This is a genomic window from Paenibacillus sp. FSL R7-0272 (assembly GCF_037969905.1).
GTDB lineage: Bacteria > Bacillota > Bacilli > Paenibacillales > Paenibacillaceae > Paenibacillus > Paenibacillus polysaccharolyticus.
In genome coordinates this window covers 1,891,773-1,909,179 of the sequence record NZ_CP150221.1, presented here as the reverse complement: position 1 = coordinate 1,909,179, position 17,407 = coordinate 1,891,773, and the positions used below count along the sequence as shown (strand labels likewise).

General features: G+C 45.8%; 12 protein-coding genes and 2 tRNA genes. 1 reads left to right on the top strand and 13 read right to left on the bottom strand.

Translation table 11 applies throughout. The features are described 5' to 3' along the window. Positions 1–300 precede the first annotated feature (300 nt). The 12 genes from abc-f to leuB all read right to left on the bottom strand — a co-directional run bounded on the left by abc-f (position 301) and on the right by leuB (position 14,294). Positions 301–2,202: an ABC-F type ribosomal protection protein gene (gene abc-f, locus MKY23_RS08600; protein ID WP_339837233.1), complete on the bottom strand. Its 1,902-nt coding sequence runs from the start codon at positions 2,200–2,202 to the stop codon at positions 301–303. Positions 2,203–2,654: 452 nt separating this feature from the next. Continuing rightward, a tRNA-Gly gene (locus tag MKY23_RS08595) sits at positions 2,655–2,725 on the bottom strand. Positions 2,726–2,736: 11 nt separating this feature from the next. Then, positions 2,737–2,810, bottom strand: a tRNA-Pro gene (locus MKY23_RS08590). A gap of 141 nt (positions 2,811–2,951) precedes the next feature. Beyond that, positions 2,952–5,078, bottom strand: coding sequence for an EAL domain-containing protein (locus MKY23_RS08585; protein WP_221786816.1), 2,127 nt, complete (start codon positions 5,076–5,078; stop codon positions 2,952–2,954). 309 nt (positions 5,079–5,387) lie between these two features. Then, the gene (locus MKY23_RS08580; protein WP_090922231.1) at positions 5,388–6,344 is read right to left on the bottom strand and encodes an aldolase catalytic domain-containing protein; all 957 of its coding nucleotides are present in this window, start codon (positions 6,342–6,344) and stop codon (positions 5,388–5,390) included. Between the two features lie 83 nt (positions 6,345–6,427). After that, positions 6,428–7,747, bottom strand: coding sequence for a hypothetical protein (locus MKY23_RS08575; RefSeq protein WP_221786818.1), 1,320 nt, complete (start codon positions 7,745–7,747; stop codon positions 6,428–6,430). Continuing rightward, a complete protein-coding gene (locus MKY23_RS08570) occupies positions 7,744–8,859 on the bottom strand; it encodes a DUF58 domain-containing protein (RefSeq protein ID WP_221786820.1) in 1,116 nt (371 codons plus the stop codon). Before MKY23_RS08570 ends, MKY23_RS08575 begins: the two co-directional genes overlap by 4 nt. Positions 8,860–8,863: 4 nt before the next feature. Then, positions 8,864–9,829: a MoxR family ATPase gene (locus MKY23_RS08565; RefSeq protein ID WP_090922225.1), complete on the bottom strand. Its 966-nt coding sequence runs from the start codon at positions 9,827–9,829 to the stop codon at positions 8,864–8,866. Positions 9,830–9,949: 120 nt separating this feature from the next. After that, positions 9,950–11,035, bottom strand: a complete 1,086-nt coding sequence (locus tag MKY23_RS08560) for an ATP-binding protein (protein ID WP_244159353.1) — start codon at positions 11,033–11,035, stop codon at positions 9,950–9,952. A gap of 493 nt (positions 11,036–11,528) precedes the next feature. Further along, entirely contained in the window at positions 11,529–11,945 is a 417-nt protein-coding gene (locus MKY23_RS08555; protein WP_090922221.1) for a hypothetical protein, read from the bottom strand. A 356-nt stretch (positions 11,946–12,301) separates the two neighbouring features. Beyond that, positions 12,302–12,841: a peroxiredoxin gene (locus MKY23_RS08550; RefSeq protein ID WP_090922219.1), complete on the bottom strand. Its 540-nt coding sequence runs from the start codon at positions 12,839–12,841 to the stop codon at positions 12,302–12,304. 367 nt (positions 12,842–13,208) lie between these two features. After that, complete coding sequence (leuB, locus tag MKY23_RS08545) at positions 13,209–14,294, bottom strand: 3-isopropylmalate dehydrogenase (protein ID WP_110897647.1); 1,086 nt, start codon at positions 14,292–14,294, stop codon at positions 13,209–13,211. A 253-nt stretch (positions 14,295–14,547) separates the two neighbouring features. Between leuB and MKY23_RS08540 the strand changes: the two genes are divergently transcribed. After that, positions 14,548–15,528 (top strand): aldo/keto reductase, encoded by a 981-nt coding sequence (locus tag MKY23_RS08540; RefSeq protein ID WP_090922215.1) that lies wholly within the window; start codon positions 14,548–14,550, stop codon positions 15,526–15,528. Between the two features lie 209 nt (positions 15,529–15,737). On the opposite strand, the gene MKY23_RS08535 is transcribed toward MKY23_RS08540, so the two are convergent. Then, positions 15,738–17,279, bottom strand: a complete 1,542-nt coding sequence (locus MKY23_RS08535) for a 2-isopropylmalate synthase (protein ID WP_221786822.1) — start codon at positions 17,277–17,279, stop codon at positions 15,738–15,740. Positions 17,280–17,407: the final 128 nt, after the last annotated feature.

Here is a 17,407-nt window from a genome sequence, read left to right as displayed (position 1 = left end):
TCTGCAACACGTTCTGTCTCACTTTGTACGGAATAACGACCGTTAACCGTTTACCCCTACTGTCGTCTCTGTGTCTGCACACATCATCAGGTTCAGGGAACCGCTCCGGAGTGAATTTCGGCAGCCTGGTTCTACAGAAACGCTCTCAATCTACGGCGCTTCCTCCCTGTCCAGAGGCACTGCTTACTTGTCTCCATCAATACGTTTATTCAAATGAACATAACCTATATCGATACCAATGATCGACGATCGTTCATTATTATATGCAAAATACGGTGAAATAGCAAGCATGCCCAATTGCTAATTTGCAGATGCACCTTGATCTCTCAGCTCCTTCAACCGTTGCTGAATGACACGAATCTCGGCTGATTCCGCCCCCATCTCTGCCGCAGACTCCGTGAGCGAAAAGCGTTCTCGTTCCGTTCCTGCAGGACTTGTGGGAGAAAGCAACTCAGACAGTCTCATCTCCAGCCGCAGACGCTCATCATCCGAATCACGTGTGTCCAGTGCAGACTCCCGTAGTTGCACCGTTTGTTCCCAATCGGCTACACCGCCTTCGAAGAGCGATGCTGTTCCATCCGGCTTTAAGTCGCACAGACGATTCGCCAAAGATCGGATCAACATCCGGTCGTGGGATACGATAACCAGTGCGCCGGAGGCTTCTTTTAACACATTCTCCATCACTTCCTGGGTGTCGATGTCGAGATAATTCGTTGGCTCATCCAGTACAAGCAGATTAGCACCGCCGAAATACAACCGTAGAAAGGCTACACGGCATTTCTCCCCCATACTTAAATCTCCAATACGTTTAAACACATCTTCTCGTGAAAATAAAAAACATCCCAGGATGGTTCGCGCGGCACTTTGCGTCATGGAAGGAAGAACCAGCAAACTGTCCAGCAGCGTTGCATCCTCAGGCAATCCCTCCAGTTCTTGTGAAAAGTAACCGATGCTAAGCTGGGGATGACGGCTGATCTTTCCCTGCGAAGGCTGAAGCTCCCCAATTATTAATTTCAGCAACGTGCTCTTGCCCGTTCCGTTTGCCCCACGCACGGCAAGCCGATCCCCACGCTCGACCGCAAGCCGCAAATCATGAAGAAATGATTGCTTTGGATCGTATGAAAAACTCACTTCTTCCAGCGCAAGAAGTTGACGTGCACCGAGTGAAGTCATTTGTAGCTCCATGTTAAGTTTCGTAGCTTCCCGTGGTTTATCCACTCGCTCATTTTCGAGCCGCTCCAGTTGCTTCTGTTTGGCATGATAACGCGAAATATTTTTGTTGGCTCTGGCCTTGTAGAAGCTCTGGGTAATCTTCACCTCTTGGCCTCCTGCGGAGTCATGAGCTTTATGGAACCACTGCTGATAATTACGAATGGTCTCCTCCAGTGCTTTACGTTCCAGCTGTTGCTTGCGATAAATCGTCTCCTGTTCCTTCAGTTCCCGCTCTTTATGGCCTTTGTAATCGGTGTAACCGCCCTTATATTTGGTTAGTTTCTCTGCATTAAATTCAATTACACTGGTCGCTACCCGGTCAATAAATGTCCGGTCATGGGATACAAACAGCACCGTTCCCTCGTATGCGGATAACCAAGTCTCCAGCCAACGCATGCTCTCTTCATCCAGATGGTTTGTTGGTTCATCCAAAATCAGAAATTTGGGATTGCTGACCAGCAGTCCTGCAAGTCGTGCTTTCGTTTTCTGACCACCGCTGAGTGAGTGATAAGGCCTGTTCCAGTGTTCTGTAGTAAGCCCGAGGCGGGTTAGTACCTTCTCCACCTCTGTTTCCCACATGTAACCGTTCAATTGCTCATATTCCTCCAAAAATCGGGCATACTCGTTCAGCAAAGCGTTATCTTCGGTACCATCAGCATCGCTCAATCGGCGCTCGAGTTCTTCCAGCTTCCGCTTGATTTCATCAATACGTCCACTCTCCCGCCTTACTGCATCCAATACATTTATTCCACTCGGCACCTCTGAACGCTGACGCATGAAACCCCATTCTGACAATGGAAGTTGACGATCAATCCGTCCACCTCCATCCTCCTCGCCGAGTATAATCCGTAAAAGTGTCGTTTTACCGCATCCATTGCGGCCTAGTATGGCAAGTCGCTCGCCCTCGTTAATTTCAAGGTTCAATCCGGCAAACAATTCATTACCGTTCCATTCTTTTGATACTTCATGTAAGCGCACCAATGTCGTCATGAGTCCTCATCCTTCCTGAACAAAAAATCCAAAAAAAACCGCTGGCATCAGCCGGCGGTTTAGCAATTTTGAATGGATTAACGCGTTCAAAATACAGATATGAGGCTACCATAGCATGAACAAAGAAACCCTGACGAGGGCCTACGCAAGCCGAAAAACTTGCTTCTTCCATACTATTCCCTATAGCTGAATTTGGACACACGAATCCCCTCATCGCTCAGCCGCTCGGCTGACTGCGTCATACAACAATCTGCAGTTAACTGGGGTTCACCTCATGTGTCTTACTTCATGGGACGTATGGTTACCTCTCATTCATGTGTAGTATCAATTCTCCGTTATTGTACCAGATCATTGAAAAAAAGCAAAGGTCAAGATGTCATTATCTGTATCTAAATTCAAAAAAAAAAAGAAAAACCCTTGAACATCCAAGGGTTTTCCAGGTACTGCTGTTAAGCGGGTGATGGGAATCGAACCCACGCTATTAGCTTGGAAGGCTAAAGTTCTACCATTGAACTACACCCGCAAAATGAACAATCGGGACGACACGATTTGAACATGCGACCCCCTGGTCCCAAACCAGGTGCTCTACCAAGCTGAGCTACGTCCCGTTAAATTCCAAATGGAAGTTAACAGTGATTTTACAAAACCTAATATACCACGATCCGCACTAACGTGCAAGGCATATCAACAGTTTTTTCCTAGAATTGGATACCAGAAAGGCAGGAACGCTCTCGCGACCCTGCTACTCCTTATCCCGCAGGCTTGTCAATATCTCTAAGGAACCTTTGCTCAAAGTCCGCCGCTTCAATCGGTTTACCGAAAAAATAACCTTGTGCCTCATGACAATGCTGATTGCGAAGAAACATCATCTGTTCCTCGTTCTCAACACCTTCTGCTGTAACCTTGAGTTGTAAATGGTGTGCCATCGAAGTAATCGTGGATACAATAGCAGCGTTATTGCTGTCTTCCATTATTTCATTCACAAATGATCGGTCAATCTTGAGCCGGTCAATCGGCAGATCCTTGAGATAATGTAGTGAGCTGTATCCCGTGCCAAAGTCATCAATACTGATATGTACACCTATCTCTTTAATTTTATGAAGCTGTTCAAAGGCCCGGTCTTTGTCAAACGTCATGCTCTCCGTGATCTCCAGTTCAAGCCATGCCGGTTCAAGTCCCGTTTCTCTGAGAATACTGTTGATGCTGTCGAGCAGGTGGGAATGTCTGAACTGTCTCATCGACAGGTTAACGGACACACATAACTTGCGATATCCCGCTTCCTGCCATAGCTTGTTCTGTGCACATGCCTCTCGCAGCACCCATTCTCCAAGCGGAACAATCAGTCCACTCTCCTCGGCCAGCGGAATAAACTCTGCCGGTGACACTGAACCGCGTTGCGGATGATGCCATCGCACAAGGGCTTCCATGCCTACGATCAGTCCGCTTTGCAGATTCACCTGAGGTTGGTATACCAGATAAAACTGCCCCCGAGCCAATGCTTTGCGCAGATCATTTTCAAGTTGCAATCGTTCCTGAGCTTTCATCTGCATGGCATGTGCGTAGCGGTTGAGTTCAATTCCCTGCTCCTTCGCACTATGCAGAGCCGTATCGGCATTCTGAATAATCTCTTGGGGAGATTCTCCATCATAAGGAAAGATCGCCATACCTATGCCCAGCGTAAGATGATATTCGCTCCCATCCACCATAACGGGTTTCTCAAAAAGTTGCAGAATGGACCGTGTCCGGCGTAATGCCGTATCTGTACTATAAAAGTCCGTCATGGTCAGCGCAAATTCATCTCTACCTAGACCAAACACCTCTTCTCCCGGAAGAGATGAATGATTCAATCGCTGTCCAACCTGACGCAGAACCCGATTAGCTGCCTGTTGTCCCAGGGAGTCATTTATGGTTTTGAAGCGGTTAATATTAAGTACAAGTACACCGACGAGCTTTTCCTCCACAACAGCATCATCCAGCATGAGTTGAAGGCGTTGACTTAGGCGACGGCGATTTGGAAGGCCGGTGACGTCATCATGGTGTGCGATATAATTCATTTTGGCCTCAGCGGCCTGTTGTTGCAGGAAGGGGGTATCAACTACAGATGCATAGAGGCCCTTTTGAATGAAAAAGTAGCCCAAACAATTGCTGAGCATACCAAGCAACAGATTGAGATCGTCTACTATACTTGCAGTCACGAAATACCCCTGACCTAGCAGAAAACAGAGTATACCGCTCAGGATAGGTGGTAGATCGGCGTTTTTTGTCTTTTTCCACTGCACATACAGAACGACAGCCCCAGTAACATACAGCAGACCTGCAACCCAATGCAGGCGAGTGAATACTTTACCAAGCAGATGACCATCAAGCATCTCAGGTAGAAAACTCCACTCTTGGATAGAACAGATGTACAAAATCAGAAAGGCACCAAGGGTAGCGCTGAACAGAAGAAATTTGCGCGGTAATGCAACTTGCTTCTCGTGTAAGCTATATATAAATAACAGTCCCGCAGAACAAACCAGTGATCCCATTGTTGACATCATTAATGAAAAATCGGATTCCATCATCGCTCTGTTAGGAACTTCTTCTGCAAACGAAACGATATGCACCAGTTCAAATAGACCTAACATTAAAAAGAGTGTTGTCATTAACACTCTGCGTAGCGTCAATTTTTGAGTTTGAAATAGCCAGCTTTGATTATAAATACCGATACAGGCGGCCGTTGCAGCAAATCCACCTAAAAGTGTTATCACCGGGTAACCCGAATAATTCAGATCATAGCCTGAAGAAGAACGAAACCATTGACTTACGAGGAAAAACAATAAGCCGCCGATGGCGACCCAACCTATTTGACTCTGACCTTGCGTTTTAAACTTCATGCCATGTTTTCCTTCCCGGGATCACTATCCTGTAATACGTGTACAACTGAATTCTATTGATCTGATTCACCAAGTATATTACACATTTCGACAAAAACATATATTGACCACTGTTTAATTTAATTATCCATATATTCTATCTGGTACATAATAACATTTAAATCCCTATTCGTGAACTAAAAAATAGTTATAAGTAGGAATATCTATTCAGAAAAATGAGCAAAAACAAGGCACAAAGAACTAAAAAAACATGGACCTCGAGTAAGAGGCCATGTTTTTTTAAATTTACAACTGTATTTAAGACTATTTTTATTTATCGAAGTTTACTTCAGGCGTTGTCAACTTATCATAGAAGTCAACGACTTTGTCTTTGTTCTCCGATGAACGAAGTGCCATAGCCGACCGTGGATGCTCATCCAGCGTCCCTGTAATCATGTAAGGCAGGATATAACCCCATTCTTCTTTTTCTCTCAGTGGAACCATAAGCTGTTCCAATACTTCAAGCACTGGGCGTAAATTATACTTGGTTCCTTTCAAATGTGCTACCAGCAGTTCCGTTGGGCAGTTTCCTGCCGCGCGTCCCATACCGTATACAGAAGCATCCAGCAATTCTACTCCAAGTTCAGCGGCTACGAGCGTGTTAGAGAACGCAAGTTGCATGTTGTTATGCGTGTGAACGCCAAGACGTTTGTTCGGAAGATGAGTTTTGAACTTCTCCACCAGATATTTCACATCGTTATGATCCAGACTACCGTATGAGTCTACGATATAGACGACATCAACGGAGCTCTCCTTGATCATTTCAAAAGCTTCCAGCAATTCATTCTCCATCACATTCGAGAGTGCCATAATATTCAGTGTTGTTTCATAACCGCGATCATGGAACGTTTGCACCAGTTCAAGCGCCTTGTCCACATCTTTACTGTAACAAGCGACACGAATCAGATCCAGCATACTCTCGCTGCGCGGCAAGATATCGTTCTCATCTACACGTCCTACATCCACAAGTGCGGACAGTTTGGTGTTGCCTTTTTGCGGAATGACTTTACGAAGAAAATCATCATTCAGGAAGCGCCAAGGTCCGGCATCTTCGGAGCCTTTAAGCAACTTCGGCGAATTTTTGTAGCCAATTTCCATATAATCAACGCCAGCTTCATTCAGCCCTGCATACAGCTTTTGAACAAAGTCGACGCTAAAGTCCCAATTATTCACCAATCCACCATCACGAATGGTACAATCTACAATTTTACTATGATTTGTCTTCATTAATGTCTGCTCCTTTTCTGACCAACTTGTGTATTCCTCTCATGATACTTGAACGTGACAAGAAAAGTAAAGGGATTCCGGGCTTATTTACTGTAAGATTTCCAGATTCGGTCCATCTCAATCATATCCGGGTTATGTTCATCTTTCTTCCCGTAGCGCACAGCATTATAGACTTCAGGAAGCCTCGTTGCCAACTCTTGCTCTGTGCTCTCTTTACTCTTAAGATAACTCTCCTTAATGCTTTCCGCTGTCTCTAGTGGCGTATAAGACTTCTCAACCTTTACTCCCCGATCCATCGCATTGCTTACCCATACCCGATAATAGTATCGAATACGCTCTCCAGCCTGAGTGGGGACAGGTTCCTTTTTGCGGAACCATCGTTTACGAACCTTTGTGGGCACCTCCAGCGTTTCGCTGATATCGACATACTCCGTTCTCGGTTCTTGTCTTTTTTGCACAGGCTGTAACAATCCTTTGAAACGCTCCGCCAGTTTGTCCATGATGGTTCTGCCCAGTTTGACCAAAAGCCATAAAATCACAGCCGCCGCTGCCCCAAAAACGATCCAGCCGAGGATTTCCCAGAATAAAGAAGGATCTGAAGGTGGCTCTCTGAACTCATCCGGCAGGTTCATCGGCTCATTCGGCATCTCAGGTGTAAGTGGCGGTTCCTGAGGTGAAGAAGCTCCGAACAGACCTCTGATCCACGCAAGCAGACGATCCCGCAACGGTGCGAGCCATGCAGCAAGACTCGGAAAAGCACCGATACCTGCAATAATAATTAACATCCATAGGATCCGAAGGTGGTTTGCTCGTGTGAATTCCCGCAGGACCAATCTGCGCTTGCCATCATTAAGTACCGCACGATCCAGTTGTGCCCTGTATTGTCCCACAATCCAACATCCAAAACTGATGACTCCAGCAGCATAGATGTAGCCCGTGTACATCTGCATCGGTAGCATGAATTCAATCTGCATTGCCGCGATCGTGGATACAATGGCACTGATTACACCCACGAGTTGCAGGCGCCACAGCCTGCTCGAATGAAAAGCAGAATCAAAATTCAAACCTGTGAGTGCAGCAATAAATAAACCTGCTCCAAGCGTAATGATTGCTGGGAGTGAAAGCGTCAGTAACATACCAGAAACCCATACGAACAAAATACAGATAGCAAATGCCATTACACCTCGAACGAATGAGCTTTTCTCAATAACGCTCGTAAAACGATGCTGAATCCATAGACCGAGCAGGCCTGCCATAACATATAAGCCGAACAACAGATATGGAAAATAAGCACGGGTATACAATGATGTGATCGTAAAGATTGGAAACAAATATATGCCTATCGAAAGAACAGCCAACATGGATATGATATGCGCTCGCTTTATTGCATCATTTTCACTCATGCGCCCACCGCCCCTGTATCACGCTTCAACTGCTCTACAGGCAAAACCGTTACCCGATGTCCCTGCTCATGCAAACGTTCGATTTCATGTTCCATGGCAACCGAGACATATGATGTAATCAACAAATAACTGCGAATCTGCTTCTCTTCTTCATTCAATCGTACTTCATCTTGCAAAAACTGCTCCATCGGTATCAAACACTTCAATTCAGTTTCAGCCATAGCTTCCAGCAACATCTCCAGATGAGGTGTACCGTAATCCGGTTCAATACGAAGTACATCGCGTCCCCCGCCTACATGGTAGCCGTTATGTGCAAATCCAGCAGGCAAGCCTCTTCCAATAGCCTCTACCGCTGCAGTGGCTGCGTAGCGGAGTGCCTGCTCAATCAGTTCAGGCCGAGTAACCACACTCCACATCTCAGCAGAGTCCTGTATATTTACAATAATCCATGACTGGGGATCTGCCGTCCAGCCTTGCTTGTACACCTGAAGTTCTCCTGTCCGCGCACTTGCTTTCCAGTGAATACGATTCATTGGATCACCAGCCCCATAAGGCCGCACCCCCAGGATTAGAAACGGGTCTTCCACAATCCACCGAGAAACTTCCACCTCTCCTTGCCACACTTGATAGATGGCTGGCATATCTTCCGTGTTAACCAATGAAGGATATACAATCATCGTCATCTGCACAGGAATCGGCTTTGAGGAACGCCATACTCCAAATAGATCTCCACCGGTCATGGTAGTTGTATCCATCGTGTACACACCCCGCTTGGAGCAGACAAACGGATGAGTGCGTGTAATCCGATTATACGGTTTTAATGTGAAAACACTTTTATGGTTCTGATAAATATTACCTTGACTAATATCCATACCTGAACCTGAACGAAACACAAATGAAGCAGGCATCATTGCTTCAAGTCTAAGCCAAGGTACAGAAATTCGTTTTTCATTGGATATCGTTTCGATCATCTCCAGTTCATCACCAGCGTAACACCTTGTTTTGCTGAACTGTCTACTATACTTGAGATTTCGCAACACAGGCCGTCCAAACCATATGCCATGCAACACAATCACTAAACTCCCCACAACGACAAGCCATAGAAGTGCCATAAGCTTAACGTCCGCCTGTAGTAAGTGTCTCGGTTGGCACCTCGGTTTCGGTCAGAATCTGTTGAATGATGAGTTCCGCAAGTCCTTCTTGCTGTCTGATTCGATTACGAAACACCAGGCGGTGAGCCAGAACAGGCTCTGCCAGTAATTTAATGTCATCAGGTACAACATAATCTCTACCGTGAAGTGCCGCCCATGCCTGACTTGCTTTTAGAAGCGCCTGAGCCCCCCGTGGACTAACCCCAAGTGACAGTTCAGAATGTTTTCTCGTTGCTTCAGTGAGTTGTACAATATAAAGCAGGAGGTCCTCGTTTATGTTAACCGTCTTATACGTTTCCTGTGCTCTCAGAAGTTGCTCGCGCGAGATAATAGAAGACAGATCATTTACTGAGCGGCTGGCCACCGTCCTTCTTAGGATCTCTACACTTTCTTCATCAGTTGGGTACCCCATACGAATCTTCATCATAAACCGGTCCATCTGAGCTTCGGGTAACGGAAATGTTCCTTGATTATCAATAGGATTCTGAGTCGCGATAACGATAAACGGCCGCTCGAGCTGCCTTGTTGAACCATCAATGCTGATCTGGCGTTCTTCCATACATTCGAGCAAGCTGGACTGTGTACGTGGTGTTGCTCGATTGATCTCATCTGCCAGTACAAGATTCGCAAACAGCGGTCCGGGCCTGAATTCGAAATCCCCTGATTTTTGATTATAGAAATGGATACCCGTCAGATCGGATGGTAGCAAGTCAGGTGTAAACTGTATCCGCTGAAATGTGCAGTCCAGTGAAGACGCCATCGATTTGGCTAGCATTGTTTTCCCTGTACCAGGGACATCTTCCAGAAGTACGTGACCTGATGCAATGATCGCTGTCAACATCAGTTCCATTGTATGCTCTTTACCCACAATCACTTTGCCTACATGTTCCATGAATTGTCCGTTCATTTGCTCCATATCTTGAATATTCAAAGAAATCCCTTCCTTCCGCGATGCTTATGTATTCGCATTCATTTCTAACTATAACCCTTATCCTGCCAACAAAAAACAAAGGAATCGGCAAAATACCGATCCCTTCAGAAAACGTTTGTGTCAATTCACCAGTGGAAGCTTGATCATAAAGCTGGTGCCTTCACCCTTTTTACTATCCACAGAGATGGTACCCCCATGATTTTTAATAATACGGTAACTCACGGAAAGTCCCAAACCCGTGCCGCTTTCTTTTGTGGTGAAGAAAGGATCGAATAAGCGTACCAGCGTGTTATGATCCATACCTCTTCCATTATCCGCAATCGTAATTTGCACAAAATTATTTTCCGTAGCTGTTGTGATTCGGATCAAGCCTGTATATTCTTCACCGACTTCTTCAATGGCGTCCATTGCATTTTTGACCATATTCAGAATGACCTGTTTGATCTGTTTCACATCAATGGATACATTAAGCGGGGTGTCATCCACCTCAAGCAGAATTTCGCATCCTTTCATCAACCCTTCACTCTCGGTCAATAGAACGACCTCTTTAAGTAAAGATTCTACGGTCATGACCGTTTTCTGCGGAGCCGAAGGTTTCGAGGAGTTCAGAAATTCATAGATAATGTCATTTGCCCTGTCGATCTCGGTGAGTATGATTCTGGCATACTCGTCTTTACCCAGCTGTAGCAGGTGGGGCCGAAGCAACTGGATGAATCCGCGAATGGCTGTTAACGGGTTACGGATCTCATGAGCAATTGATGCGGAAATGCGGCCAAGCATAGCCAGTTTATCGTTTTGATAGGCCGTCTGCTCGATCTGCTTATAATCCGAAACGTCCTTGACACTAAAAAGAAAATCGCCATCCATCTGATCACCATAGGTCACGGTCACAAGCCAGTGCCTTCCATACTCATCCGTCAGTTCATGATAACGCTTACGATGAAAGATCGTTTCCCGATAAATTCGTAAAATTTTCTTTTTCTTAAATCGGCTCATCTGGGGCAGACGCAACATCTGCATTAACGTGCAACCGCTTAACAGATCTCTCGGCAGCTCCAGCAGCTTAGCCATCTGAACGTTAATAAACGTCAAGACCCCATGATTATCAAATAACATAATACCGCTATCCATGTGTTCTAGTACATTTTCATACTTATTGTTATCCAGATGTACTTGAGGAATCACATCCGTTGGTTGAGGCGCTATATCCTGAAATTCACGAATCACTTCAGGTTCCTCCTTTTCACGTAAATGATAAACTTTGCCGTTCGGACATCATATCATCACAGAAACAGGAAGGGCCGATTTTTTATTGATTACCGGGTCCCTTTCATTAGGGGGCTGAGCCGAAAATAGGATGGCATGTCCGGAACTTAAGCTGGTCTAATCCGGCTCATTCAAGAATGTCCGGAAAAATCATTTACGTTTTGTTCCTTACTAACCTTTTCCAATTCCCAAACGAAAACCCTTTATTTTGCTCCGCCTCTTTTGCAAGTCTGCTTTTATCATAGACAAGTTTAGGGAATAGAGTCAATCGGAGAAAGTGTCGAATGGAAATTATTTTGCAAAAAAAAAGAAAAGATCACTCTAAAACACACAAAAAACGAAGCCTCCTCTCCATAAAGGGAGATCAGCTTCGTTTCATACTGCTTATTACAGATATAGATATTGGTCTATCCATGTCACATCTCACTGCAATCTATAGCCCAGTCTTGTTATGCTGAATTTTAAGTTTTCGTTGACTCATGACGGCAAGGCGGCGTTTCAATTCGCTCTCCCATTTCTCATCCTTCATTTCCTTGGCGAGCCGTAGCAGATCAAGTGACATATCAATCTGGCGCTGAACAATCACCATTGCATCTTCACTTTCACGGTTTACGCAATTTTCGAAGATGGCATCCTCGTCTTCTGTCACATAGTCTTGAAAATCAATCTCAGAAGCCCCATCGCCATGCGCATATTCAGCAAGAATTTCATATTCATTCTCAACCTTGTAATGCACCTCAACCCGGTGACACACCGGACAAAACAGCAGGGGAACATTATGAACCTGGGTGCGGTAATGCTTCAGCGTGCCCTTCGTTCCCACCATACTTGCCCCACAACAGTAACTCATTTTTGTTCACCCTCCTTATTAGGTGCCGGGAATTTAGTCAATATACACCCGTGCACTTGAAAGACCTCCGAAAGGGAATCGTTCAAACAGTGTATCACATTCATATGCAAATTATAAATGCGGATTACCGGAATGACTTAAATTACCGGGTTTCCATACCCTATTCGCCTTACAAGCCTTCAATTCCTCTTTCTTTTATAAAAAAGAAGATCTTCTTCTATTACATTATTAACACGTCTGACAGCTTGTTCAAACACCTTTATTAAGTTAACGGTATATCTTTGAAAAAGGTTGCAAAAAGCCCTCAATCCCGAGGGGGATGAGGGCTTGAACATCAATCGTTCAAGTAAACCGGCTTACAGATTGCTGTCGCCTGGTTTCCAGTTCATTGCACACAATCCACCGGATTGAAGTGCTTGCAGTACGCGAAGTGTTTCTTCAACACTGCGGCCTACATCGTTGTGGTTAACGACTTGATATTTCAGTTCGCCTTCTGGATCGATGATGAACAGACCGCGCAATGCTACGCCTTCTTCTTCGATCAGAACGCCGTAATCTTTAGCTACTTGCTTCGTAATATCGGAAGCAAGCGGGAAGCTCAACTGACCAAGACCGTTGCTGTCTTTAGGTGTGTTGATCCATGCTTTGTGACTGTGTACGGAGTCTACGCTCACGCCAAGGATTTCTGTATCCAAAGCTTTGAATTGCTCGGAAGCATCGCTCAAAGCTGTAATTTCAGTTGGGCACACAAATGTGAAGTCCAAAGGATAAAAGAAGAATACGAGCCATTTGCCACGGTAATCGGACAGTTTAACGGATCCAAAATCTTGTCCGTCTCCTGATACTGTTTCCATTGCGAAATCTGGTGCTGGTCTACCAACCAAACGTTCTGCCATAACTAAAAATTCCTCCTTTGGGATTATGTAAGCATCCATATGGATTGCTCATCATCAGGATGCACGCAGGGCGCTTGTCCTGTCATTAAATTGTTGATACTTGTTCTCAAGTACAAATAAAATGTTATCATCCGTACTTCTCAAAGTCAAGATTATAAACGTTATTTTTTTATAATAATTATAAATAAGAAATTTTCGTGCCGAATTCGAGTTGTAAATGAGAAAGGAACAGCCCTTTGCATTCTCCACTATTAGAAACCAAAAGACGGTCTACTAGGGCATCAAAGGGCTGTTTCTTATACGAACCACAGGACTGTAACCTGAGATCTGTTAATGTCTCAATAAGTGGACAAGGCTAAAACGAAACTTAAGCTTTTTTCTGAATAGCTGCAACAATCAGATCGCCCATCTCGGTCGTGCTGATCGCTTTGCTCTTATCAACAGCGATATCACTTGTACGGTGGCCCGCATTCAGCACGTTCGCTACCGCTTCTTCAATCGCATCTGCACCTTCTGCATAGCCAAACGTTGTACGGAACATCAACGCGAGTGACAAGATGGTAGCAATCGGGTTAGCCAAGCCTTGACCGGCAATATCCGGCGCTGAGCCGTGTACCGGTTCATACAGACCGAAACTTCCTTCACCTAGCGATGCCGAAGCGAGCATACCGATGGAGCCTGTCAGCATAGCCGCTTCATCACTCAATATGTCACCAAACATATTCTCTGTTACGATGACGTCAAAGCTTGCCGGACGACGCAGCAACTGCATCGCGCAATTGTCTACAAGCACATGCTCCAGTTCAACATCCGGGTAATCTGGAGCTACACGGTTAACCACTTCACGCCAGAGGCGGGATGTTTCCAGTACGTTAGCTTTGTCGACAGAAGCCAGTTTTTTACGGCGACCTTGAGCGATCTCAAATGCTTGACGAACGATGCGCTCTACTTCCGCAACATTGTAAGCACAAGTGTCTACTGCCTCTTCACCTTGGGCACTTTCACGTCTGAACTTCTCACCGAAATAAATTCCGCCCGTCAGTTCACGAACAACCATCAGGTCTGTACCTTCAAGTACTTCCGGTTTCAGCGTGGATGCGTCTTTCAAACAGTCAAACACAACGGCAGGACGCAGGTTGGAGAACAAGCCAAGCGCTTTACGAATACCCAGCAGTCCTGTTTCAGGACGCAACTCTTTACTGTTATTATCCCATTTCGGTCCACCTACTGCTCCAAGCAACACTGCATCTGCATTTTTACATACAGTCAATGTTTCTTCCGGAAGCGGCGTGCCCTTCTCGTCAATGGCAATACCACCAAACAGTGCGTGCTCTGTTTCAAAACGATAACCGAACACTTCCTCCGTACGTTTCAGAACTTTTTCCGCCTCGGCCACAACTTCAGGACCAATTCCGTCACCTGCGATTACTGCAATTTTTTTCACGTCTGCCATAGGTTGTCCACTCCTTCATTTTCATTCATCACTGATCCGCCCATGTTAGCGTTTCTGTGTAAACATCGTCTCATAAATAACTCTCTTCTTTGTATCATATTCTACGGTCATTTGACCAAGATATACAATCTATGACTTTAATAGCTTTTGCCTATAAGAAGGATCATTACAAGCACTTCGAAGTTGTTCGCCAGTTCAGGGTAAGGTAAAATATAGCTGAAATCAAATCAGGTATGCTGGAGGGATGTTTAACATGCAATATTCGTATTTGGGTAAATCAGGCCTTAAGGTCAGCCGTATCTGTCTCGGTACGATGAATTTTGGACCAGCCACGGACGAGAAAGAAGCTTTCCGCATTATGGACGCAGCACTGGATGCCGGCGTTAACTTTTTTGATACCGCTAACATTTATGGCTGGGGTGAAAATTCCGGTCTCACCGAAGAAATCATCGGACGTTGGTTCAAACAAGGCGGAGGCAGACGTGAAAAGGTCGTGCTTGCCACCAAAGTCTACGGTTCCATGCATGATGAAACAGATGGCCCTAACAATGAAGCCGGTCTCTCCGCATATAAAATCAGACGTCACCTTGAAGGCTCTCTTCAGCGTCTGCAAACCGATCATATTGAATTATACCAAATGCACCATGTCGACCCTGTTATCACATGGGACGAGTTGTGGGGTGCATTTGAACATGCAGTATACCAAGGCAAAATCGGATATGTCGGTTCAAGTAATTTTGCCGCGTGGCAGATCGCCCTTGCTCAGAGCGAAGCGAAAAACCGCCACTTCCTCGGCCTTGTATCTGAGCAACATAAATACAGCCTGAATTGCCGCCTGCCTGAACTGGAGGTATTACCGGCCGCTAAAGCCCTCGGGCTTGGCGTTATTCCATGGAGCCCGCTGGATGGCGGTTTGCTCGGACGCAATGCCTTACAGAAACTTGAAGGGACTCGCAGTGGAGGCATTGCAGAACGAATTGAGAAACATCAGACGCAGCTTGAAGATTTCGCCGCACTTTGCCGTGATCTTGGTGAGCCACAGGATACAGTTGCACTTGCCTGGGTAGCTGCCAATCCAGCTGTTACTGCGCCAATCATTGGTCCGCGCACACTGGAGCAATTCGAGACCGCCTTGAAATGTCTTGACATGACGCTCGATGAATCCACTCTTAACCGTTTGGATGAAATCTTCCCTGGTCCTGGCGGACACGCCCCTAACGCATACGCTTGGTAAATTTACAATAAAAAAAGTCTGACCCTTGTTGGACTGTACTCATAGATAGACTTCATCACGTCTACACTACCAGGTACAGTCCACTCCAGAAGGGTCAGACTTTTTAATATGTTCGGCTTTAGCTTTACTATACCGACTATGGCTTTACTATACCGACCTAGTTAGCAGGTTTGTAAATTTGTACTTCAAGCACACCGTGCAGTACTTCTCTACAAATTGACGTTCACACGGTTGGTGTACGTTTTACGTTTCTCAATGAGTTGGTTCAAGCCGTCAACATACGCACGAGCGCTAGCACCGAGAATATCTGTGCTCACACCGCGCCCTTGAACAGAAACTTGATTTTGGGTAAGGACAACATGTACTTCACCAAGTGCGTCTTTACCGTGTGTTACGGATTTGATGGAATAGTCCGATAGCGTTACTTCTTCTCCGCTCACCTGATCAATAGCGTTATAGATCGCATCCACCGAACCATTACCTTCTGCCTGTTTTTCCACCGTCTCCCCATCCAGCGTAGCAATACGAACTTTCGCTGTAGGCACGGATTCATCACCGTACGTAACAAAGATCGATTCCAGTTTGTACACCTCAGGTGCATCCTGTAACTTTTCTTCGATTACGGCAAGCAGGTCTTCATCGGTAACTTCTTTCTTCTTGTCTGCCAGATCTTTAAATTGTGCAAAAGCACGGTTCAATGCTTCATCGTCCAACTCATACCCAAGTTCAATCAAGCGTTCACGGAACGCGTGACGTCCGGAGTGTTTACCAAGCACTAGCTTGCTCTCTTTGAGACCGATCGTTTCTGGAGTCATGATCTCGTAGGTTGTTTTTTCCTTCAACATACCATCCTGGTGAATACCCGATTCATGAGCAAAGGCATTAGCTCCAACGATTGCTTTGTTGCCAGGAACAACCATACCGGTCAAACGGCTAACCAAGCGGCTGGTACGTGCGATCTCGGACAACTGCAGTGTCGTTTTCGCCTGGAAAAACTCCTGACGTGTTTCGAGTGCCATCGCAATTTCTTCAATCGCGGTGTTGCCTGCACGCTCTCCGATGCCGTTAATCGTACCTTCAATCTGATCAGCGCCGTTCAAAATGGCGGCAAGCGTATTCGCTGTTGCCATCCCCAGATCGTTGTGACAGTGTGCACTCAGCTGAACTTTATCGATGTTATGAACATTTTCTTTCAGATGTTTAAAAATATTCCCGTATTCATATGGGCTCAGGTAACCGACCGTATCTGGAATGTTAACGACAGAAGCACCCTCTTCAACTGCCATATTTACCATTTCCACGAGGAAATCATACTCGGTACGCCCTGCATCCTCCAGGGAAAACTCAATCTTGGAAAATGTCTTCCTCGCATAACGAATCGCAGAGCGAGCCGTGTCCAGAACCTGCCCTTTATCCATGCGCAACTTGTGCTGGCGATGGATTGGCGAAGTGGCCAGAAATACGTGAATGCACGGATCTTCTGCACCTTTAAGCGCTTCCTTGACCGCATCGATATCCTGCTCTCTGGAGCGAGACAAGCCGATCACCGTAATATTTTTAACCGCTTTCGCTACGGCGTTGACTGCGGCCAAGTCACCCGGAGATGCTGCTGGGAAACCTGCTTCCATCCGGTCAATGCCAAGACGCTCCAGCTGATGGGCAATCTCCACCTTTTCGCGAGTGTTCAGATTGACTCCTGGAGATTGTTCTCCATCCCGCAGCGTTGTGTCAAATACATAGATTTTACGCACCTTCGCACCCCCTGCATATTATTCATTTCTGTAAACCAGAATAGCGGCTCACGCATAAGCACGGCCGCTATTTCCAGTTCACGCTGTAAGTTGCTCGAATCCCTTAAGATGCTTGTTCAAAAAGTGAA